The organism is Arthrobacter sp. UCD-GKA (assembly GCF_001863355.1).
Classification (GTDB): domain Bacteria; phylum Actinomycetota; class Actinomycetes; order Actinomycetales; family Micrococcaceae; genus Paeniglutamicibacter.
Genome location: NZ_MOLR01000010.1, coordinates 107,754 through 126,673, shown reverse-complemented (window position 1 = coordinate 126,673; position 18,920 = coordinate 107,754). Strand labels below are relative to the sequence as shown.

Below are 18,920 nucleotides of genomic sequence, written 5' to 3'. Positions count from 1 at the left end.
CCTTACAGGGCCTTCAGGGCGCCGGTCTTGCGCGCCAGGAAGAGGTAGATGACAACAACGACGATCGGCACGATGCCGAACGCCGCGGCCAGGGGCGGGTTGAGGTTGATGTTGGAAGCGATCACGGTGCCGATCACCTGGGTCTTGCCGCCGACGAACTGGGCGGCGATGTAGTCGCCCAGGGACAGCGAGAAGGTGAAGATGGATCCGGCGATGAAGGCGGGCTTCAGCAGCGGGATGGCCACGGTGCGCACCGTCGCCCAGGACCTGGCGCCCAGGTCGGCGGAGGCGTCAAAGAGGTTGTCGGGGATCTGCCGGAAGGCCGAGTACACCGGGACCGCCATGTAGGGGAACCAGAGGTAGGCCAGGGTGACCACGAGGGCCGCGGTGCCGTAGCCCGGGCCGGTGGCACCGATGGGGGCGAGCAGCCAATCCAGCGGGCCGCCGGTGGAGAAGGTGATGCGCCAGGAGAACACCTTGACCAGGTAGCCGGCCCACAGCGGCAGGGTGATGCCGATGGCCAGCACCGCGCGCATCCTGGGGGAGGCGACCTTGGCCATGTACAGGCCCAGCGGCAGCGCGAGCGCCGCACAAAGAATGGTTACGGCCAGGGCGATGCCGATGGTGCGCAGGGCGGTGGCCTGGTAAGCGGGTTGGGTGAGGATCTCGGTGAAGTTCTCCAGCGTGAAGGCCGGGATGACCTTGGAGGTGAAGGAGTCGGTTCTCCAGAACGCGGTGATGAACAGCAGCGCGAGCGAGCCGATGTAGAGCACCCCGAGCCAGAGCAGGGGCAGCAGCAGCAACCCGGTGACCCGCATCTTGGGGCGGACGTAAAGGTAGCGGGAGATCTTGTCGCCGAGCGAGTTGCGTGCCGGGGTGGTGGAACGGATGGGTGCTGCCGCCGTGTCCGGCGGGGTTTTCAGTGCGGTCATGGCGGTTGCCGACGAAGCTCGTCGATCCTCCTCGTTGCTGGGAGTGAAGAATGCGGGGGTGCGGGGAAGGCCGGCGCGGGAAGGTGCTTGGGGGTCACCTTCCCGCGCCGGCAGTCGGGGCGAGGCTCAGGGAACCGCTATCCCTTGACCTCGGTCCAGGCCTTGGTCCATTCCTGGTAGTTGGTGCAGGTGACGTCCGTGCGGCCGTCGATGCACTGCTCGACCGGGGTGGTCCACATCCAGACCTGCTTGTAGTAGTCCTCGTCGGTTGCGTGGAAGGTCTCGCAGTGGGCTTCGTTTTCCTTGGAGCCTTCGCATGCGAGCTTGTTGGCCGGGGCCATGCCGAAGTTCTGGGCGATCTTGGCGTTGACCTCGGAGCTGGAGGCCCAGTCCATCCACTTGTAGGCGCAGTTCGGGTTCTTGGACTTCGCGGAGATCATCCAGGTGTCGGACCAGCCGGTGGCACCTTCCTTCGGGAGCACGGATTCGACCTTGCCGCCGTCGCCCTGTGCCAGGTTGACCACGACCTGCCAGCCGGTGCCCAGGGAGGAGGTGCCCGAGGAGATCGAAGAGACGGCCTTCAGCGCGTCGTTCCAGTATTCGCCCACGACGCCGTTTTGGGTCTTGAGCAGTTCGACCGCGGCGGCCAGCTGGTCCTTGTCCAGTGCGTAGGGGTTGGTGATGCCCAGCTCGGGTTGTGTGGCCATCAGGTAGACGGCCGCGTCGGCGATGAAGATGGGCGAATCGTAGGCCATGACCGATCCCTTGTAGGGGGAGTCCGCCGCCCAGGTGTCGGACCAGGAGGTGGGGGCCTGGGCGACCTTGTCGGTGTTGTACATCAGCACGTTGGCGCCGCGGCCGATCGGGACCCCATAGCTCTTGCCGTTGAGGGTGTCATAGATCTGCCCCTTGAGCCCCTCGACGATGTGCCCGAAGTTCGGGATCAGCTCGGTGTTCACCGGGGCCACGTCGCCGCCGGCGATCAGGCGCAGCGAGGCATCGCCCGAGGCCGAGACCAGGTCGTACTCGCCGCCGCGCATGAGCTGGACCATTTCGTCGCTCGTGGCGCCGACCTTGCGGTTGACCTTGCAGCTGGTTTCCTGCTCGAACGCGGAGACCCAGTCGGCGTCGGGGTTGGTGGAGCCGTCCTCGACGAAGCCGGCCCACGCGATGATGTTGACCTGGCCCTCGGACTCGCCTATTTCGGTGGCGGCGGGGAGGTCGGGGACCTGGATGCCGCCGCCGGAGGTGGCTCCGGAGCTGGCGCCACCGCAGGCCGCCAGGACGAGGGAGAGCGAGGCTAATGCTGCGAGGGGAAGTGCCTTGGAGATCTTCATGATCGTGGCCTTTCTGGGTGAATGATGCTGCGGCCGGGTTGCAAGCGGGCGAAAGCCCCGGCCGTTGGGGGGAAATGGATCAGACGGTGTAGTTGTAGCGGGTGGGCCATTCGAGGCGGACCCTGGAACCGCGGGCGGCCCCGGCCGAGGATGCGCCGTTTTGTTCCTGCACGATCAACCGGGTTCCGTGATCGGTGCGTGCCATGTACCGGGTGGTTGGTCCGGTGTAGACAATTTCCTCGATGACCGCGGTGACGGCGGAGGTTGCGGATTCCTGGGCGGATTCAAGCGGACGAACCACGATGTGTTCGGGACGCAGGGAAACCAAGGCGGGTGATCCGGTGAGTTCCTGGGCCAGGGAACCTTCGATGAGGTTGGTGTTGCCCAGGAACGAGGCGACAAATCGGGTGGCGGGACGTTCATACAGGTCCGAGGGCGAACCGATCTGGTCGATCTTGCCTTCGTTGAAGACCGCGACCCGGTCCGAGAGCGTGAGTGCCTCCTCCTGGTCGTGGGTGACGAAAACGAAGGTAATGCCGACATCGCGTTGGATGGCCTTGAGCTCGATCTGCATCTGCTCGCGCAGTTGCTTGTCCAGCGCGCCGAGCGGTTCGTCGAGCAGCAGGACCTGGGGCCGCAGGACCAGCGCGCGGGCCAGGGCGATGCGCTGGCGCTGGCCGCCGGAGAGCTGCGAGGGGAGCCGGCGGGCGACCTGGGGAAGCTGAATCATTTCCAGGGCCTCGGCCACGCGCTTGGTGCGTTCGGCCTTGGGCAACTTGCGCAGCTTGAGCCCGTATTCGACGTTTTGCGCCACGGTGAGGTGCGGGAAAAGCGCGTAGTCCTGGAAGACGGTGTTGACGTCGCGCTCAAAGGGCGCCGCATTGGTGACGTCGAGGCCGCCAAGCTCGATGCGGCCGATGGTGGGCAGTTCAAATCCTGCAATCATGCGCAGGACAGTGGTCTTCCCGGAACCCGAGGGACCGAGCAGCGAGAAGAACTCGCCGGTGCGGATTTCCAGGTCGAGGCCCTTGACCGCGTCGAAGTCACCAAAGGACTTGCCGACTTGCTGCAGGGAGATCGCGGGAGTGCTCCGGGAATTCTCGGCTTGGACCGGGAGTTTGGGGGAGGTCGCTGTGGCGGGCACGGTGTCCGTCCTTTCTCGGTGGGGTTGTGGTGCGGGTTACTTCTGGGCTGTTACCTATAGAACCAGATGTTAGATGTAATAGCCATCACTTTCGCAAAATAATCTGTGAGAAGATCTTTGGGAGCGAGTCGCCGATGCCCAAACTCCCGGCATTCGAAAGGATGGTGAGCATGCCTCGAGATTCTTCCCCGTACCAGCGCCAGCTCTCCTCCGTCTTCGCGTCGCTGGGAGACGAGGGTCGCGCCAAGCGCGTCGAGGACCGCATAATTTCGGGTATCGCCGCAGGCATCCTGCTCGATGGCGACCGGCTGCCCAGCGAGTCCGAGCTGGCTGCCTCACTCGGGGTGGCCACCATGACAGCACGCGAAGCGCTGGTCTCCCTGCGCGCCCGGGGACTGGTGAAGACCACCCGGGGCCGCGAGGGCGGAACTTTCATCACGCTGCCGCTTGGGGATCGGACCAGCATCCTGCAAGACCGGCTGGCGGCCATGAGCCGGGTTGAATTGCGGGACCTGGCGATCCACTACGTGGCCATCGCCTCCACGGCGGCCGAGCTTGCGGCGAATGCCGCGGACGAGCATGACGTGGTTATCCTGCGTCAGCTGCTGGAAGGCAGGATCGAGGGCAATGGCGCCCGCGGATCGGTGGTGGGTGACTTCCTGCTGGAGCTGGCCGCGCTGAGCCAGTCGGCGCGGCTCACACGTGAGCATGTCCGGCTGCACACGGACTTTGGTTCGTTGTTGGCCCTGGCGCACGCCGACCCGGAGTTTGACGCCCGGATGATCCAGCTTTGCGGTGACATTCTTGATGCGATTTCCGCCAGGGATCCGGCCAGGGCGCGAAAACTGGTCGGGGACTATGTCAGGGAGGGTGTCGTCTGGCTCATCGCCGACCAGTCCCGGGCCGGGATCCGGGCCGTGAAGCCAGAGAAGACCAAGCCCGAACGCCCCGTCCGGAGGACCTCATGAGCCAAGACAAGACCACCGGCACCGGTGCCGGTGTTTCCTACTTCTTCGAATCCCTGCTTCGAGACTTGCACGAGTGGGCCGGCAGGATGGGCAAGGTCTTTGAATCCCACGACGGAGCCCCCGGTCCGCAGGACCTCGATGCGGCGATCCATCCTCTGGTCAACGAGTTCCTGGATCGGAAGGAGCTTCCGCTGGTTGGTGCGGGGTTCGTTGCCGCCCGGGACGCGTTGGCCGGTACTCCGTGGCATATGGCCTGGTGGCAGGGGCCGGCCAAGGAGCGACTGCTCATGCTCACCATTGAATCGGCCGGCGAGACGTATTCGCGACGCGAATGGTTCACCGTCCCCATGGAATCGGGCGAAGGGCACGTCACCGGGCCATACGTGGACTTCCTGTGCACCGACGAATACACCTTGACGCTCACCGTCCCGGTGACGGCCCGTGGGACCATCGTGGGTGTTGCCGGTGCCGACGTCCTGGTCGAGACCATCGAGCTGCTGCTCATGGACCGGCTCAAGGACATCGACCCGCGGGCCACGCTTGTCAACGGCAGCGGCCGAGTCATCGTTTCGGCCGATCCGCAACTGGCCGCCGGAGCGCTGCTGGTCCGCGGTTGGCAGGGATCCGACGCTGCCAACCTGTCGGTTGCCGACAAGGACCTTGGCTTTGACAAGGTTGCCGTCGGCCGCTGCGGGACGTTGCCGCTGGCTATTGCCGTACCGGCCTGATCCGGGCCCCCAAGCACCCATAAACCTAGCTAGCCCAGCCATATCGGCGTAGTCTCGGATGTAGGTCGTCGTAGCGTACGCGCGCTCAAGCGGCCACCCTAAGGAACGCGGGGACTTCATATGGATGACGCAAAGAACTCGGTGCCAACGGCCATTCGGCCGTAGCCAGGCCCGGGGTGTGCACAACATGGACCCCCGTTCGAGTTCGGGGTTTTACGGCTTCCTTCCTTGGCGGAGCGCCTTGACCCCGAAGGATCCCCGGCCCATTGCCTTGATTCCACGGACGGGCCCGACTGTCGGCACCCACCCGGGATGGCCCGGAAACCACCACCGAAAATCATTGCCCATGCTTTGGCGACTAAGGAGCGCATGATGAGCAAAGAAACCACGGTCCAGCCAGCCACGGACGTCCTGCCCGACGACTCCGCGGATGCCCGGCCCAGGAGGCTGTCGCCGGATGAACTGCCGGACGGCTCGGGAAATGACGCACCCAAGCACCCGGAACTTGGCGACGAAAACCGATTCGACGCGGGATAACCCCGCATCACGACGGAGGTCTCGCGCCCGATAGGCGCGTGTGACAGCAACATCCGGCCTGGAAAACATGAAGGGAGTGAAAAGTCATGACTCAAGATGCACACATTCCGGCACCACGTGAGGAACCCGAGGCAACGCCGAGGATTCCGAAGAGGCACCCTGCCCGCGGATTTATCGTAGGAGGGTCACTCACCGCACTGCTCTTCCTGCTGTTCATCATCACCGGCGGCGCCACGATGGGCGATGCGGTCAGCCCGCTGTGGATCGGATTCATCATCGGCGTCCTGGTCGCGCTCCTCGGAGTCTTCCGCCTCGTGGGCGGCACCGAGGCCTTCGGCCTGGGCGACACGGAGCACAAACACCCGACGGCATGACGTCGTTCGGGCACACCACCGCGAAAGGCCACCGTTCGGCACCCACCGGTCCGAACGGTGGCCTTTCCCCTGCCCGGCGCGGGGAAAGTACTTGTGAAAGCCAAAGTGTCTTGGCCATGGTGTAGCGCCGTGGCGGTTTAGGCTGGGCAGCACAGTACCTAGAAAGGGACCTGCACCCGATATGAGACGCGTCTTGGCCTACCTGCTGCGAATTGGCGGAAGCATCGCCATCAGCGCCGCAGTGGTTGTGCAATTGCAACGAAGCATCACCAATGAGGGGTCGGGCCAGGGKGAAGTCGGCTTTGTCATCCAGAACTTCTTCTCGTTCTTCACTATTGAATCCAACGTCCTGGCGGCGATCGTCCTGTTCGTGGGCATCTTCACCCTGTCCGGACGACCCGAGCCCCGCGGCTGGAGCATGTTCCGGGCGGCCGTGACCGCATACATGGCAACCACAGGGGTGGTCTACAACCTGCTCTTGCGCGGCATCGAGCTTCCCCAGGGTGCCACCGTTCCCTGGTCCAACGAAGTCCTCCACGTCGTGGGGCCCGCCATCATGGTGCTCGATTGGCTCATCGCCCCCGGGCGCCGGCGGCTGCACGCCAAGGCGCTCTGGGGGATCGTCGCCTTCCCCCTCCTGTGGGCCGGGTACACCTTGGCGCGTGGCCTGATGGTTCTCGACCCGCGCACGGACAACCCGTGGTACCCCTATCCGTTCCTGGATCCGAACACGAGCCCCAACGGGTACTACTCCGTCGGATTCTACGTGGTGCTGATCGCCATGGTCATCGGCGTTGTCGGCTCGGGCGTCTTGTGGGTCAGCAGGGTCCGGCGCCGCACCGCGTAGCCGTTCCGTCGGACCCCGGGATACCCTTGGGGGTATGCATCTCGGCTTTTCCGGGGACTTCAAGCGGCAATGGCGGGACGTGGCGAAATGCGGGATCGGGTGATCTGGCTGGTGGTAGGCGTGGTCCTTGCCGCCATGGCGGCATCGCTGTGGCCCGATGCGTGGGTTGCCGCCCTGGGCGCCGGGTCCGCGGCGGCCCATTGCCTGCTGGCAGCCATCCGCGGACGCTGCTTCGGCGACGCGTGCACGCTTTCGGCCATCGATGCGCCACCGGCGGAAAAGGCCCAGGAAACCGCCCGGGAATGAAACGGCGACCTTCGTGGTTTTACATGCAAACACATGTACTCCATGAAAGGGAACCACACCATGAGCCAAAACATCGTAGTCATCTCCGGCGGCCTGGGCACTCCTTCTACCTCCGGCCTGCTTGGCCGCCAGCTCGGCGAATCCGCCGTCAAGGAACTTGCAGCGATGGGCGTCCAGGCGGACCTGACGGTGCTGGAGCTGCGTGACTACGCCGCGGACATCACCAACAACCTGCTCACCGGCTACGCCCCGCCGCGCCTGGCCGAGGCCATCGAAGCGGTCCGCAACGCCGGCGGGTTGATCGCGGTGTCCCCGGTCTTCACCGCCTCGGTCTCCGGGCTCTTCAAGTCGTTCATCGACGTCCTTGACCCCACCTCGCTCGACGACAAGCCCATGATCCTGGCCGCCACGGGCGGAAGCGCCCGGCACAACCTGGTCGTCGACTACGCGATGCGCCCGATCTTCGCCTACCTGCGCGCCCGCATCATGCCCACCTCCATCTTTGCCTCGCCCGAGGACTGGGGAGCGGACCAGGGCCACGGTGCCCTGGCCGAACGCGAGCGCCGAGCCGGAATCGAACTGGCGCAGGCCATCGCCGGGCCGAACGGGGCTGCCGCGCAGGCCCAGGACCTCGGCGACACCCGCTCAATCGCCCCGCGCGTGAGCGAGACCGCGAACCCGCGGGACAACATGACCTCGCTGCCCTTCGAGCAGCTGCTGGCCAACATCCAGGCGGGCTAAGGAGCCGGCACCCGGGTCACTGGGCAAACTCCGGGTCGGTTGCGTCCTTGTTGTCGCAGCCGTCGACCGCGGCCCCCATGCGGTGGATCATCCCGCCCAGGACCGGGTGCGGGGTGGCGAAGTTCAGCCGGACGAATCCGCGGCCACCGCTGCCGCAGGCGCTTCCGTTGATCAACGCGACCTGCGCCTCCTTGAGGAAGAACTGGGCCGGGCCGGGCTCCAGCACCAGCCGGGAGACGTCCAGCCACGCCAGGTAGGTGCCCTGCGGGGGAGTGTAGCGAACCTGCGGCAGGTGCTCGGTGATGATCTCGCCAAGCAGCATCCTGGACTCGTCCAGGTAGCCGATCACCGAATCGAGCCAGCCGGTGCCCGTGCGGTAGGCGGCGGTGGTGGCCGCCAGCCCCACGTTTGCCGCCCCGTGCTCGGGGACTTCGCCCACCCGCGCCCACACCATGCGGTCCACGTCGTTGGTCAGCACCAGTTGCGCGCACTTGAGCCCGGGCAGGTTGAACGCCTTGGTGGCGGCGACCGCCGTGATCGAATGCGCTGCGGCCGCATCCGACACCGTGGCATAGGGAATGTGCGTGGCACCGGCGAACACCAGCGGCGCATGGACCTCGTCGGCAAACACCCGTGAACCGGTGGCCTCGACCAGCGTGGCGATCCCCAGCAGTTCCTCGCGCGTGTAGACCTTGCCGAGGGGATTGTGCGGATTGACCAACACCAGCAGCGCGCCTCCGGCCAGGGCGCGTTCCAGGGCGCTCCAGTCGATCTCCCAGCCGGTGGGCGTGGGAACCATGGCCACCTGGATCGAATCCCGCCCGAAGCGCGAGGCCGTGGAAATGAACGGCATGTAGGCCGGGGTGAGCAGCACCAGCGGTGCATCCGGACGGTACCTGGGGGAAAAGTGCATGACCGCCGCATCCAGGGCCGAGGCCACGGAGTTCAGCGGCCGCMCCTGCTCGGGGTCCACCTTCCACTCAAACCGGTTGTCCAGCCAGGCCGCGGTGGCCTCCTGCATGTCGTGGACCAGGCGGGTCGGCGCGTAGCCGATCAGGCCGTTGGCCAGGGTTTCCTGGGCCGCCGCGATGACGCCCGGAGCGGTTCCGAAATCCATTTCCGCCACCCAAGCACCCAGTGACCCGTGGTACTCGGACCACTTCAGCGATCCGGTCTGGCGCAGTTGGTCAACGGTCAGCAGGTCGAATGGGTGGGCGCTCATCTAGCCAGCTTAGACGCGTTCGCCGGCGAATGCGCCTGCCGATTTTCTTTTCTTCTGCCCCCGGGGCGGCTTCTTCGGTAGGTTGGGAAGTCAAGAGGGCAAAAGACGGATCCGGCTATACCTCCCGGATCTGTTTCGGGCCCCGGTCCACGGGTTGGTTGCCCGGGAGGGAGCGCAATGAACGGGCGAAATGAAAGTGTCGAGGAGCGTCTGGACCGGAACTGGAACGAGCTGATGCAGGAGCTGCGTGTCATGCAGACCGGTGCCCAGATCCTTGCCGCGTTCCTGGTGGTGCTGCCGTTCCAGACCGGGTTCGCCTCGCTGGGACATCCGGAACGGACCTTCTACCTGGTTCTCTTGGTGTTCTCCGCACTGCTCATCGTCCTGCTGGTCACCCCGGTGGCGGTGCACCGGCATTTATTCGGCCAGCGCGTCAAGGTCACAACGGTGCGCATGGGCCACCTGATTTCCAAGATCGTGATTATCGGGGTGGGGGTCCTCGTGGCTGGTTGCGTGTGGTTCGTGGTGCAGGTCCTCTACGGCTGGGCGGCCGGGGCGCTCGTGGGCGGGCTGGTGATGCTGGCGGTGGTATTCCTGCTGGTAGTCCTGCCGCGGATCATCAAGCCCAAGTCCTCTGTCCCGGTCCTGCCGGTCGACGGGCAGTTGTAGCGCGGCGACCCGATAGCCTTGCAATTGGAGGGCGGGGGCGGAAGATTCCAGGCCCTGGGTACCCGGTTGGGTGCCCCTGACCCGGGCCCACCACCCGGAACCGAGCACAAATACGAGAATCGAGCGACAGTGCCCGCAAGCATCGAAAACCGCGCCGGGGACTTGCCCCGCCCAGTGGGCGGCATGTTATCCGAATCTGGCCGCATGGCAGTTCACGCGAAACTTGAGATCGCGGTCCAGGACGCCGCCGGAGCCAGGATCGCCCTGGAGAACGGTGCGGACCGGGTCGAGCTGTGCACGGCCTTGGGCATGGGCGGGCTTACGCCCACCCTGGGAACCATCGAGGCCGCCGTCGCCGTGGGGATCGGCGTGCATGTGCTGATCCGCCCGCGCGGCGGCGGCTACACCTACACCCCGGCCGAGGTCGAGCTGATGGCCGGGGACATCACCCACGCCGCCCAGGCCGGGGCTGCCGGGATCGKGATCGGCGCACTGGCCGAGGGCGACGCCGCGCTGGACCTCGAGGCGCTCGCCACCCTGGTGGCCGCGGCGCACCTGGTGAACCAAGACATCGAAGTCACCGTGCACCGCTGCGTGGATGTGCTGCTGGAAAACGGCCTGCCGATTGCCGAGCTCGTGGCGCAGCTGCGCACCGTGGGCGCGCACCGGATCCTGACCTCGGGAGGGGCCCCGGCCTCGGGCGCCGGCGCCGGGATGTTGCACCGGTTGCGCACCGAGGCGGCGGGCAACCCACAGATCCAGGCAGGCGGCGGCGTGCGGATCGAGGACATCCCCGCCCTGGCTTCGCTGGATGGCATCCACCTCTCGGCGCGCACCCAAACCACCCGGGGCGCCTCGGGTCCCGGGGGCGGGGAATCGGCGTTCGACGTGACCAGCGCGGAGCTGGTCTCCGCGGCCGCCGCGGCACTGGCCGCATGCCGGTAACTGTCCGGAAGCCCGGGGCGGCACCGCCCGGCGCAGACACAAAGACGGCCCGAATGTGACCCCGGTGACGTATTGGCTAACATGTTCAGGGTGTGACCCCGTTCCCGCAAGCCATGGCCGGGGAGCCACGCGACGTGCATCCAGAACTTCAGAAGGGGCCCAGGCCAGCATGCTCAACGATGAGACCATCACCCGGATAGCCGATGAACTCGTGCAGGCGGGCCACGACCGCGTGCCGGTCAAGCGCCTGACCGCGCGCTTCCCCGACATGACGGTGGAGGATTCCTACCGGGTCCAGAACCTCTGGCGCCAGCGCTCCGAGGCCAACGGCCGCGTTCTGGCCGGACGCAAGATCGGGCTGACCTCCCGCGCCATGCAAATGGCCACCGGAATCACCGAACCTGACTACGGCATCATCTTCGACGACATGGTGCTCGACTCGGGCTGCACCATCGAATGGGACAAGTACACCCACCCGCGCGTGGAAATGGAGCTGGCGTTCAAGCTCAACAAGGACGTCGAAGGTCCCAACGCCAACATCTTCGACGTCCTCAACGCCACCGAGTACGTCATCCCGGCCCTGGAGATCCTGGACTCGCGCATCGAGATGGAGGGCCGCACCATCGTGGACACCATCTCCGACAACGCGGCCATGGGAGCCATGGTCATCGGCGGCAACCCGATGAAGCCGCAGGACATCGACCTGCGCTGGGTCTCGGGCATTCTGTTCAAGAACCAGGTCGTCGAGGAGACCGGCGTCGCCGCCGGCGTGCTGAACCACCCGGCAGCCGGGGTCTATTGGCTGGCCAACAAGATCGCCGCCCACGGCGACAAGCTCAATGCCGGGGAAATCATCCTGGCCGGATCCTTCACCCGCCCGATGTGGGTGGACAAGGGTGACACCGTCTTTGCCGACTACGGACGAATGGGGACCGTGACATGCCATTTCTCATAGAACCCGACCCGTCCTTCAAGGATGCGCTGGAACATGCAGACCACGCCCTGTCGGGGATCTGGGTGTGCTCGGGATCCCCGCTGGTCGCGGAGATCTGTGCCGGCGCCGGATTCGACTGGATCTTCATCGATGCCGAGCACTCGCCCAACGGGCTCGAGTCGATCCTGGGCCAGTTGCAGTCGGTGCGCGGCTACCCGGTCATTCCGGTGGTCCGCCCGCCGGTCAACGACACCGTGGTCATCAAGCAGTACCTTGACCTGGGCGTGCAGTCGCTGATCATCCCGATGGTCAACAACGCCGAGCAGGCCCGTGCCGCGGTCGCCGCCTGCCACTACCCGCCGACGGGCGTGCGCGGCGTCGGCTCGGCGCTGGCCCGCTCGGCCCGCTGGAACCGCATCCCCGACTACCTGACGCGCGCCGGGGACACCCTGACGCTGATGGTGCAGATCGAATCGGCCGAGGCGGTGGCCAACGTCAAGGAAATCGTGGAAACCGAGGGCGTGGACGGCATCTTCATCGGCCCCTCCGACCTGGCCGCTTCGATGGGCGTGATCGGGCAGCAGGACCACCTCGACGTGGTCGCCGCGGTGGAGACCGCGATCGCCGCGGGCAAGGCCGCCGGAAAGTACGTCGGCGTCAACGCCTTCGCCGAAGCAACCGCCAAGCGCTACATCGAGCTCGGCGCCCACTACGTGGGTGTCGGTGCCGATGTGGCGCTGCTGGCTCGCGGCACCGAGGCGCTRGCCGCCAAGTTCCGGCCCGGCGTTGGAAGCCAGGCCGGGGCCCCGGCCAGCTACTGACCGAACCGGGCTGGGGCCTGGAGCGCAAGACAAGCGGTCCTGCGGGAGGTACTTTCCTCTTGCATGGCCGCCTGTTTCTTGTCCTCTCCAGGGCGCCCGGAAGACTTCTTGCGTCCGGTGCAAATCCGGCAACATTTTAGATCCGCAAAAACAACATTTAAATCTTAGGTCGTTCCAAGCCCGGGATCGCGGTGTTTTTTACAGTTCGTAAAATTGAAAGAATTTAAAAAGGTCAACCAAGGATTTTAGTACTTGTCGATTCGGTTCATGCCCTATGCGAAATCGTCGCGCAGGATGCTCGGGAGGAATCCGAGGTCGTCCAATTGGCGAATGACGAACGAAGTCAGTGGACCGGGCGCCATGACGAGGCGGTAGCTGCGTTTGCCGTCGGCGATCGGTTCTATCAGTCGTTGGTCAAGCATCTTACGAATCCCTTGGCTCCGTCTTGCGGCAGAGCCCACAAAAATATGCTGGATATCCTGGGGCTTGATTTCCGTTTGTCGAGCGAGGAGCCCAAGCACTTCGGATTGCTGCACGTCGATCGCTCCGGATCGCGTTGCTTTTGTGATGGCTGGCAGTAGCAGTCTCTCGGTCACGAATTTGCGGTCGCCAAGTTGCTTCAATTTTTCAAGGTCATCGCGGAGGCCTTCGAGCAGGTAGGTGCACCAATCAACGATTGCGCCGGTCTCCAGCGAGTCAGCCCTTTCAAGCATTCGATAGTAATTCGTGCGATCCGCCCCGAATACCGCCGTGGGGTTCAAAGCCCGGTAATTCGTAGTTGTTGAGAATCCCTGGCTCACCATGACCGCGTATGTGAGCAGCCTGCCCACGCGTCCGTTTCCATTTCCAAATGGGTGAATCCATACGAAACGGTGGTGCGCAATCGCTACTTTCAGCAGGTCGTAGCTTTGCTCCGCTTCGGCGTTGATGAAGTCGAGCAATTCGCTCATGTCGGCTTGCACGGAACCAGGGAGGGGAGGCACGTGTCGGGACCCGCCAATGGAAACCTCCGTTGTGCGGTACGCGCCCGGAGTTCGATCACCCTCGCGTACCAAACCGGACACTGCAATTCGATGTAATTCACGCACGAGGCTGTGTGTGATGGGGGTCCCGGGCGAAACCACTTCGTCAATGAATGCGGCGGCCTTCTGGAGCAGCAAGATTTCCTGGACGCCATCGGAAGGATTCGCGTGCGGGTTCACCTGTGCACGGGCGGCACCCTCGACTGCATCCACAATTGACGTTCTGTTGCCTTCGATACGGGCACTCATGATGCTGGTCATGAGCTGGAACACCGACTTCAACTGGGAGAAAACGATTTGATCGGTTGTGCCCGCCCCGAGATCGCCGCGAAGTCGTTCCAACTCGATAACCACTTTTGCCAAGGGGGAGTTGAACGAGAATTCCGGGAAGCTGATCGGCTGCATGTGAACATTTTAGACAGACGAAACCAGCATTTAAATCCGTAATCGATCCAAGCCCGGAATTGCGGGGTTTTTGGCAGTTCGTAAAATCAAAAGAATTTAAATCCGCCAGCCCGAGATTTCAGGTCCGGCTCCGCCGACCGGTCCGCTGGAAGCAAACAGACCGGCACAAACGAGCGGCCACAAGAGATAGGCTCGATCGAATGGAACTTCCCCTCATCTTGCTCGTCCTTGGCATGGTTGTGCTCGGTGCCATTGCGCAGCGCGTGGCGGGGCTCGGTTTCGCGATGCTCGTCTCCCCGTTCCTGGTCCTCGCCCTGGGCGCCCACCAGGGGGTGTTCCTGGTGAACATCTGCGGTGTGGTCTCCTCGGCGATCATCGTCCCCCGGGTCTGGAAGGACATCGACTGGTCGATGTTCCGCTGGCTGTGCTCCTTCAGCGTCGTCGGCTCGGTGGCCGGCGCTTTGCTGGCCGGGGGCCTGCCCCAGGCCCCGCTGTCGATCGTGGTCGGCGCCACGGTGCTCGCCGCGCTGCTGCTCTCCCTGATCCTGGTGCGCTCAAACGTGACAGTGGACGGGCAGGTCCCCAAGGCCGGCGCCGGGTTCCTCTCCGGGCTCACCAACTCCCTGGCCGGGGTCGGCGGCCCGGCGGTGAGCGCCTACGCGGTGCTCGCGCGCTGGCCCCAGCGACCCTTCGCCGCGACCCTGCAGCCCTTCTTCGTGGTGACCGGGGCTGTCACCGTGGCCATGAAGTTCATCACCACCCCCGACCAGCTGCCGCCGCTGCCGGGGTGGGCCTGGATCGCGGTTGCCGTGTTCATCGGGGGCGGGGTGCTCATCGGCGAGCAGGTCCAACGAGTGGTCACCGACCGGCACGCGCGGTTCTTCGTGCTGTGTTTCGCCTTCTTCGGTGCCGTCACCGCGTTGGTCAGCGGGTTGCGCGCGCTGTGACGCCAGGGTGCGCGCAAACGCGTCAATCAGGGCCGCAAGCACGCATCGATGGCACGATTGGAAGCAATGAGTGAGAAGAAAAAGCAGCCGCCCGCCGCGGCGGCATTGAACGCGGCACGCCAACGGCTGAGCACCGGCTGGCCCATGCCGTTGTTCCTGCAAGGGGCCTTCGAGTTCATGCAGGCCGCCCTGTTCTCGGCCTTCCTCGTGGTCATCCCGTGGTTCGCCGTGTGGTTCAGCGGAGGCTTCGCGGACCGCAGCATCGAATCGGTGCTGAAGATGGGTGGACAGATCTGGCTGCTGATCCACGCCGTCCCGCTGCACCTGCTGCAGGTAGGCACCGGTGCCGACCCCTCCCAGGGCTCCGGGCTGCTGGATTTCACCCCGCTGGGACTCACGCTGATCCCGTTCTTCCTGTGCTGGCGCGCCGGGCGGCGCATCGCGCGGGCCTCCTACACCGACTCGTTGTGGCAGGGCATCCTCGGGGCGCTGGGCGTCTACCTGCTCTGCGGGCTTTTCACCGGGTTCCTGGTGAACAACGAGGAAGCCTCGGTTTCGCTGCTCGCCGCCACCCTCATTCCCGCCATCCCTGCCGGCGCCGGGGTGGTCATCGGAGCCCGCCGCGAGGCCGGATCCTGGGGCCGGCTGATCGGCTTCGACGCCGCGGCCTGGATCTCCAAGACCTCCCAGCATTCGCGCTGGGCCGGGTCCTACGTGTGGGCGGTGCTGTGCGGCGGCACCCTGGCCTACATGCTCACCTTTGCACTGTCCTCGCTGCTGCTGGCCATCAACCTGGGCGTGCACTGGGTCGATGTCTCCAACGTCTACCAGCAGCTGCGCCCCGGGCCCATCGGCTCGGCCGTGCTGACCCTGGGCCAGCTGGGCATCATGCCCAATCTGGCGCTGTGGACCCTGGCCTGGATCACCGGCGGCGGCTTCACCCTGGGGGTGGGCAGCACGCTGTCCACGCTGGAAACCACCGTCGGGCCGCTGCCGGCGGTCCCGGTGCTCGCGGCCCTGCCTTCCGGGGACCTGTCCTACGCCTGGGCATTCATGGGCCTGCCGGTGCTGGCCGGGATGCTGGCCGGCTGGTACTTCCTGCGGGTGGGGGAGAACCACCTGGACGACTGGGTCTCCAAGCGCATCCGCTCCCGCTGGGCCTCCCTGGGCCTGTCAACCGTCGCCCTGGGCGTGTTCGTCGGAGCCTTCGCCGGGGCGCTGTCGCTGGTGGGTTCCTGGCTGGCCGGCGGGTCGCTGGGCATCGGGCGGTTCACCGAGGTGGGGCCGGATGTCATGATGACCGCGCTGCTGCTGGCCGCCGAGGTCGCCCTGGGCACCGCCATCGGATACCTCATCTCCCCGCTGCTGGAGCACGACCCGGTGCTTGACGGCTAGGGTTCGGTCCTATTCCCGGCCGCGTGCCACGCCCAGGTCGTGGTGCAGGTGGTGGGCCGCGTCGTGCCAGGCGTACTGGGCCAACGTGGCGGTGGTGAACACCGCGCCGTTGGACCGGGTGCCCATCCGCGGGATCTGCGCATCGGTCAGCGCCTCCAACGCCCCGGCGAAGGCCAGCGAGGCTTCCTCGAGCATCCGGGCGACCTCGAGGGCCGGGATCGAGGCGTAGTCGTTGGCGACGGCCGCCGCATCCTGGTCCCAGTTCGCGAACGACGGGGCGTCCTTCTCGACGATCAGCGCCAGGCGCTCGGTCATTACCTGATACATCTGGGCCACGTGGGCCACGTATTCGTGCGCGCTCCACACCATCGGCGAGGGTCGGGTGCCCGCGCCGGGGGAGCCCAGGACCTCGGCAAAGCGCCCGGAGGCCTCGCGCACCAAGGCGGCGACCTGCGCGGTGCTCAGCGCCCGCACGTCGATTCCGCATTCCTCGCAGGTTTCGTTAAGCACCAGGGTCCAGTCCTTGGTGTCGGGCATGATTTGTTCGCTCATTTCAAGATCCTCAATCCACTGGGTTCCAGTTGCTTGATGTATTCCCGGGTGCATGCCGCCTGGGAGCGCAGCGTCAAGGCGTCGCGCTGGCATTGCTGGTATTGCAGGGACGGCCCGTAGAAGGCCAGCTGCCCGGCCAGCGGCAGGGCGAAGAGCCCGCAGGCCAGCGTTGCGACCGGGGCGGCCAACCGCAGCATGCCGGCGGCGGGGTTCCGCCACGCGCGCACGCAGGTGATGGCCCCGACGACGGTTCCGGCCACCGCGAAGGGCAGGCCGGCCAGCCGCCACGGCAGCGGCTGGTACCAGAAGCACAGGGCCCCGGCCATGGCCGCGATGGTGCCCGCGACCCAGCCCAGAAGCGGGCGTGCGGGATCGGATGCCCCGGTGGTGGTGTTGCTGCCCATATCTTCCACACTAGACCCGACGGGCCCGATCGTTACAGGGACGGGTTAGCGCCGGGGCCCGGTGCGTACGATAATGGTTTGTCAGCGGTGCTTTCGCACCACGGGCGGCGCACGGCGCCGGCCCCCAAGCACCTTTAGAGGAATGATGGTTCGATGCAGGCAATCTTGACGGCCCGACGCGGCAGGCGGGGCGCACGGCTCGCTGCCGTGCTTGCTGCGCTGCTGATGCTGGCGGCCTGCAGCGCCGGATCCACCGGCGGGGCACCGGCGGACAAGGACAAGCTCGTGGTCGCGCTGACCGGGGAACCGGTGAACCTGGACTTCACCACCACGGCCGGGGCAGCGATCCCGCAGGCCATGATGGCCAACGTATACGAGGGCCTGGTGACCCTGGACCAGACCGGCGCGATCCGCCCGCTGCTGGCCACGAAGTGGGAAACGAGCAACGCGAACAAGTCCTACACCTTCACCCTGGTCGAGGGAGCCACGTTCTCCAACGGGGCCGCCTTCGATGCCGAAGACGTCAAGTTCTCCATCGAGCGGGTCAAGTCCGCCGCGTGGCTCAACGGGCTCAAATCCAAGATGGACGATGTCCAGGACGTGGTGGTCAACTCTCCGAACTCGGTCACGGTGAACCTTGCCCGTCCCTCGCAGGCCTGGCTGTACTCGATGACCACGCTGGTCGGGGCCATGTTCGACCCTTCGGGCGTGGACGATTTGGCCAACAACCCGGTGGGCACCGGGCCCTACAAGCTTGCCTCCTGGGCGCGCGGGGAATCGATCAACCTGGAGGCCCGCCCCGACTACTGGGGTGCGGCCCCGGGCATCAAGGACGTGTCCCTGCGCTACTTCGCCGACGCCATCGCGACCACCAATGCGTTGTCTTCCGGGGACGTGGATGTCATCTACAACATGCAGGCACCCGAGCTGCTTTCCTCCTTCGAGTCCAACCCCGCCTACCAGGTCATCGAGGGCACCTCCAACGGCGAGGTCATCCTCTCGATGAACAACAAGGCCAAGCCCTTCAACGACAAGCGGGTGCGCCAGGCGGTGCTCTACGCCATCGACCGCAAGGCCGTGCGCGACACGGCCTGGAACGGGTTGGGCACCCTGGTTGGCGGGCCGGTCCCGCCCACCGACCAGTACTACGAGGACCTCAACGACCGCTACCCCTTCGACCCGGCCAAGGCCAGGGAACTGCTGAAGGAAGTCGGCGTCCAGGACCTGAAGATCACCTTCACGGTGCCCACCCGTCCGTACGCCACCGCAGTCTCGGAGATCGTCCAGTCGCAGCTGCGCGACGTGGGCATCGACGCGAAGATCGCCTCCGCGGAGTTCCCGGCCGTGTGGCTGGATACGGTGTTCACGCGCCACGACTACCAGATGTCGGTGATCCTGGCCGTGGAAGCCCGCGACCTGCTGACCATGTTCAACAACCCCAACTACTACATCGGCTACGACAACTCCAAGATCAAGGACGAGGCCGCCGCCGCGGACGCGAGCGACGAGGCGACCTATGTGGAGGGCATGAAGAACGTGGTGCGCACCATCGTGGAGGACGCCCCGGTGGACACGCTGTTCATCTTCCCGAACATCTCGGTGGCCAAGGCGGGGATCACCGGGCTGGGCGCCAACTCGGTCACCGAGGCGCTGAACCTCGCGCCCATCGCCTGGTCCTAGGGCGGCGCAC

At 65.6% G+C, this 18,920-nt stretch carries 21 protein-coding genes; 14 read left to right on the top strand and 7 right to left on the bottom strand.

What is annotated here, in order from left to right:
- Positions 1-2: 2 nt before the first annotated feature.
- The 3 genes from BLJ79_RS17195 to BLJ79_RS17185 all read right to left on the bottom strand — a co-directional run bounded on the left by BLJ79_RS17195 (position 3) and on the right by BLJ79_RS17185 (position 3,413).
- Positions 3-932 (bottom strand): ABC transporter permease, encoded by a 930-nt coding sequence (locus BLJ79_RS17195; RefSeq protein ID WP_083411402.1) that lies wholly within the window; start codon positions 930-932, stop codon positions 3-5.
- A 137-nt stretch (positions 933-1,069) separates the two neighbouring features.
- Complete coding sequence (locus BLJ79_RS17190; RefSeq protein ID WP_071215994.1) at positions 1,070-2,269, bottom strand: extracellular solute-binding protein; 1,200 nt, start codon at positions 2,267-2,269, stop codon at positions 1,070-1,072.
- 79 nt (positions 2,270-2,348) lie between these two features.
- Positions 2,349-3,413, bottom strand: a complete 1,065-nt coding sequence (locus BLJ79_RS17185) for an ABC transporter ATP-binding protein (protein ID WP_083411401.1) — start codon at positions 3,411-3,413, stop codon at positions 2,349-2,351.
- 170 nt (positions 3,414-3,583) lie between these two features.
- Between BLJ79_RS17185 and BLJ79_RS17180 the strand changes: the two genes are divergently transcribed.
- The 7 genes from BLJ79_RS17180 to BLJ79_RS17155 all read left to right on the top strand — a co-directional run bounded on the left by BLJ79_RS17180 (position 3,584) and on the right by BLJ79_RS17155 (position 7,914).
- Positions 3,584-4,381, top strand: coding sequence for a FadR/GntR family transcriptional regulator (locus BLJ79_RS17180; protein WP_071215993.1), 798 nt, complete (start codon positions 3,584-3,586; stop codon positions 4,379-4,381).
- The gene (locus BLJ79_RS17175) at positions 4,378-5,109 is read left to right on the top strand and encodes a cache domain-containing protein (protein ID WP_071215992.1); all 732 of its coding nucleotides are present in this window, start codon (positions 4,378-4,380) and stop codon (positions 5,107-5,109) included. The genes BLJ79_RS17180 and BLJ79_RS17175 overlap by 4 nt, the downstream gene beginning before the upstream one ends.
- A 372-nt stretch (positions 5,110-5,481) precedes the next feature.
- Positions 5,482-5,646 (top strand): hypothetical protein, encoded by a 165-nt coding sequence (locus tag BLJ79_RS23430; protein WP_175475519.1) that lies wholly within the window; start codon positions 5,482-5,484, stop codon positions 5,644-5,646.
- 86 nt (positions 5,647-5,732) lie between these two features.
- Entirely contained in the window at positions 5,733-6,020 is a 288-nt protein-coding gene (locus BLJ79_RS17170; RefSeq protein WP_071215991.1) for a hypothetical protein, read from the top strand.
- A gap of 181 nt (positions 6,021-6,201) precedes the next feature.
- Positions 6,202-6,867, top strand: a complete 666-nt coding sequence (locus BLJ79_RS17165; protein WP_071215990.1) for a Pr6Pr family membrane protein — start codon at positions 6,202-6,204, stop codon at positions 6,865-6,867.
- Positions 6,868-6,966: 99 nt separating this feature from the next.
- Complete coding sequence (locus BLJ79_RS17160) at positions 6,967-7,173, top strand: hypothetical protein (protein WP_139194936.1); 207 nt, start codon at positions 6,967-6,969, stop codon at positions 7,171-7,173.
- A gap of 60 nt (positions 7,174-7,233) precedes the next feature.
- Entirely contained in the window at positions 7,234-7,914 is a 681-nt protein-coding gene (locus BLJ79_RS17155) for a CE1759 family FMN reductase (protein WP_071216079.1), read from the top strand.
- Positions 7,915-7,930: 16 nt separating this feature from the next.
- Here BLJ79_RS17155 and BLJ79_RS17150 read toward each other — a convergent pair whose 3' ends face one another.
- On the bottom strand, positions 7,931-9,136 hold the full coding sequence (locus tag BLJ79_RS17150) for a MalY/PatB family protein (RefSeq protein WP_071215988.1): 1,206 nt from the start codon (positions 9,134-9,136) through the stop codon (positions 7,931-7,933).
- Between the two features lie 177 nt (positions 9,137-9,313).
- Here BLJ79_RS17150 and BLJ79_RS17145 point away from each other — a divergent pair, with 177 nt between their 5' ends.
- The 4 genes from BLJ79_RS17145 to BLJ79_RS17130 all read left to right on the top strand — a co-directional run bounded on the left by BLJ79_RS17145 (position 9,314) and on the right by BLJ79_RS17130 (position 12,505).
- The gene (locus tag BLJ79_RS17145) at positions 9,314-9,805 is read left to right on the top strand and encodes a DUF6328 family protein (RefSeq protein WP_071215987.1); all 492 of its coding nucleotides are present in this window, start codon (positions 9,314-9,316) and stop codon (positions 9,803-9,805) included.
- A 204-nt stretch (positions 9,806-10,009) separates the two neighbouring features.
- Positions 10,010-10,750, top strand: coding sequence for a copper homeostasis protein CutC (locus BLJ79_RS17140; protein WP_071215986.1), 741 nt, complete (start codon positions 10,010-10,012; stop codon positions 10,748-10,750).
- Between the two features lie 169 nt (positions 10,751-10,919).
- Positions 10,920-11,705: a 2-oxo-hept-4-ene-1,7-dioate hydratase gene (hpaH, locus tag BLJ79_RS17135; protein WP_071215985.1), complete on the top strand. Its 786-nt coding sequence runs from the start codon at positions 10,920-10,922 to the stop codon at positions 11,703-11,705.
- Positions 11,690-12,505: an aldolase/citrate lyase family protein gene (locus BLJ79_RS17130; protein WP_175475518.1), complete on the top strand. Its 816-nt coding sequence runs from the start codon at positions 11,690-11,692 to the stop codon at positions 12,503-12,505. Before hpaH ends, BLJ79_RS17130 begins: the two co-directional genes overlap by 16 nt.
- Positions 12,506-12,777: 272 nt before the next feature.
- Here the strand turns inward: BLJ79_RS17130 and BLJ79_RS17125 are convergent, their stop codons facing one another.
- Entirely contained in the window at positions 12,778-13,932 is a 1,155-nt protein-coding gene (locus BLJ79_RS17125) for a Fic family protein (protein WP_071215984.1), read from the bottom strand.
- A 200-nt stretch (positions 13,933-14,132) separates the two neighbouring features.
- Here BLJ79_RS17125 and BLJ79_RS17120 point away from each other — a divergent pair, with 200 nt between their 5' ends.
- Together BLJ79_RS17120 and BLJ79_RS17115 are read left to right on the top strand one after the other, a co-directional pair.
- On the top strand, positions 14,133-14,879 hold the full coding sequence (locus tag BLJ79_RS17120) for a sulfite exporter TauE/SafE family protein (RefSeq protein ID WP_071215983.1): 747 nt from the start codon (positions 14,133-14,135) through the stop codon (positions 14,877-14,879).
- 66 nt (positions 14,880-14,945) lie between these two features.
- Entirely contained in the window at positions 14,946-16,274 is a 1,329-nt protein-coding gene (locus BLJ79_RS17115; RefSeq protein WP_139194935.1) for a cell division protein PerM, read from the top strand.
- Positions 16,275-16,283: 9 nt separating this feature from the next.
- Here BLJ79_RS17115 and BLJ79_RS17110 read toward each other — a convergent pair whose 3' ends face one another.
- Entirely contained in the window at positions 16,284-16,826 is a 543-nt protein-coding gene (locus BLJ79_RS17110) for a DinB family protein (protein ID WP_071215982.1), read from the bottom strand.
- Entirely contained in the window at positions 16,823-17,230 is a 408-nt protein-coding gene (locus BLJ79_RS17105) for a hypothetical protein (RefSeq protein WP_071215981.1), read from the bottom strand. Before BLJ79_RS17105 ends, BLJ79_RS17110 begins: the two co-directional genes overlap by 4 nt.
- Before the next feature lie 153 nt (positions 17,231-17,383).
- On the opposite strand from BLJ79_RS17105, the gene BLJ79_RS17100 reads away from it, so the two are divergent.
- The gene (locus tag BLJ79_RS17100) at positions 17,384-18,910 is read left to right on the top strand and encodes an ABC transporter substrate-binding protein (protein ID WP_071215980.1); all 1,527 of its coding nucleotides are present in this window, start codon (positions 17,384-17,386) and stop codon (positions 18,908-18,910) included.
- Positions 18,911-18,920 lie beyond the last annotated feature (10 nt).

Bases quoted from the DNA above. Each gene is read 5' to 3' on its own strand.
- BLJ79_RS17115 (WP_139194935.1), top strand. From the start codon at position 14,946: ATGAGTGAGAAGAAAAAGCAGCCGCCCGCCGCGGCGGCATTGAACGCG.
- BLJ79_RS17110 (WP_071215982.1), bottom strand. From the start codon at position 16,826: ATGAGCGAACAAATCATGCCCGACACCAAGGACTGGACCCTGGTGCTT.
- BLJ79_RS17175 (WP_071215992.1), top strand. From the start codon at position 4,378: ATGAGCCAAGACAAGACCACCGGCACCGGTGCCGGTGTTTCCTACTTC.
- BLJ79_RS23430 (WP_175475519.1), top strand. From the start codon at position 5,482: ATGAGCAAAGAAACCACGGTCCAGCCAGCCACGGACGTCCTGCCCGAC.
- BLJ79_RS17170 (WP_071215991.1), top strand. From the start codon at position 5,733: ATGACTCAAGATGCACACATTCCGGCACCACGTGAGGAACCCGAGGCA.
- BLJ79_RS17190 (WP_071215994.1), bottom strand. From the start codon at position 2,269: ATGAAGATCTCCAAGGCACTTCCCCTCGCAGCATTAGCCTCGCTCTCC.
- BLJ79_RS17100 (WP_071215980.1), top strand. From the start codon at position 17,384: ATGCAGGCAATCTTGACGGCCCGACGCGGCAGGCGGGGCGCACGGCTC.
- BLJ79_RS17195 (WP_083411402.1), bottom strand. From the start codon at position 932: ATGACCGCACTGAAAACCCCGCCGGACACGGCGGCAGCACCCATCCGT.
- hpaH (WP_071215985.1), top strand. From the start codon at position 10,920: ATGCTCAACGATGAGACCATCACCCGGATAGCCGATGAACTCGTGCAG.
- BLJ79_RS17180 (WP_071215993.1), top strand. From the start codon at position 3,584: ATGCCTCGAGATTCTTCCCCGTACCAGCGCCAGCTCTCCTCCGTCTTC.
- BLJ79_RS17145 (WP_071215987.1), top strand. From the start codon at position 9,314: ATGAACGGGCGAAATGAAAGTGTCGAGGAGCGTCTGGACCGGAACTGG.
- BLJ79_RS17105 (WP_071215981.1), bottom strand. From the start codon at position 17,230: ATGGGCAGCAACACCACCACCGGGGCATCCGATCCCGCACGCCCGCTT.
- BLJ79_RS17125 (WP_071215984.1), bottom strand. From the start codon at position 13,932: ATGCAGCCGATCAGCTTCCCGGAATTCTCGTTCAACTCCCCCTTGGCA.
- BLJ79_RS17155 (WP_071216079.1), top strand. From the start codon at position 7,234: ATGAGCCAAAACATCGTAGTCATCTCCGGCGGCCTGGGCACTCCTTCT.
- BLJ79_RS17120 (WP_071215983.1), top strand. From the start codon at position 14,133: ATGGAACTTCCCCTCATCTTGCTCGTCCTTGGCATGGTTGTGCTCGGT.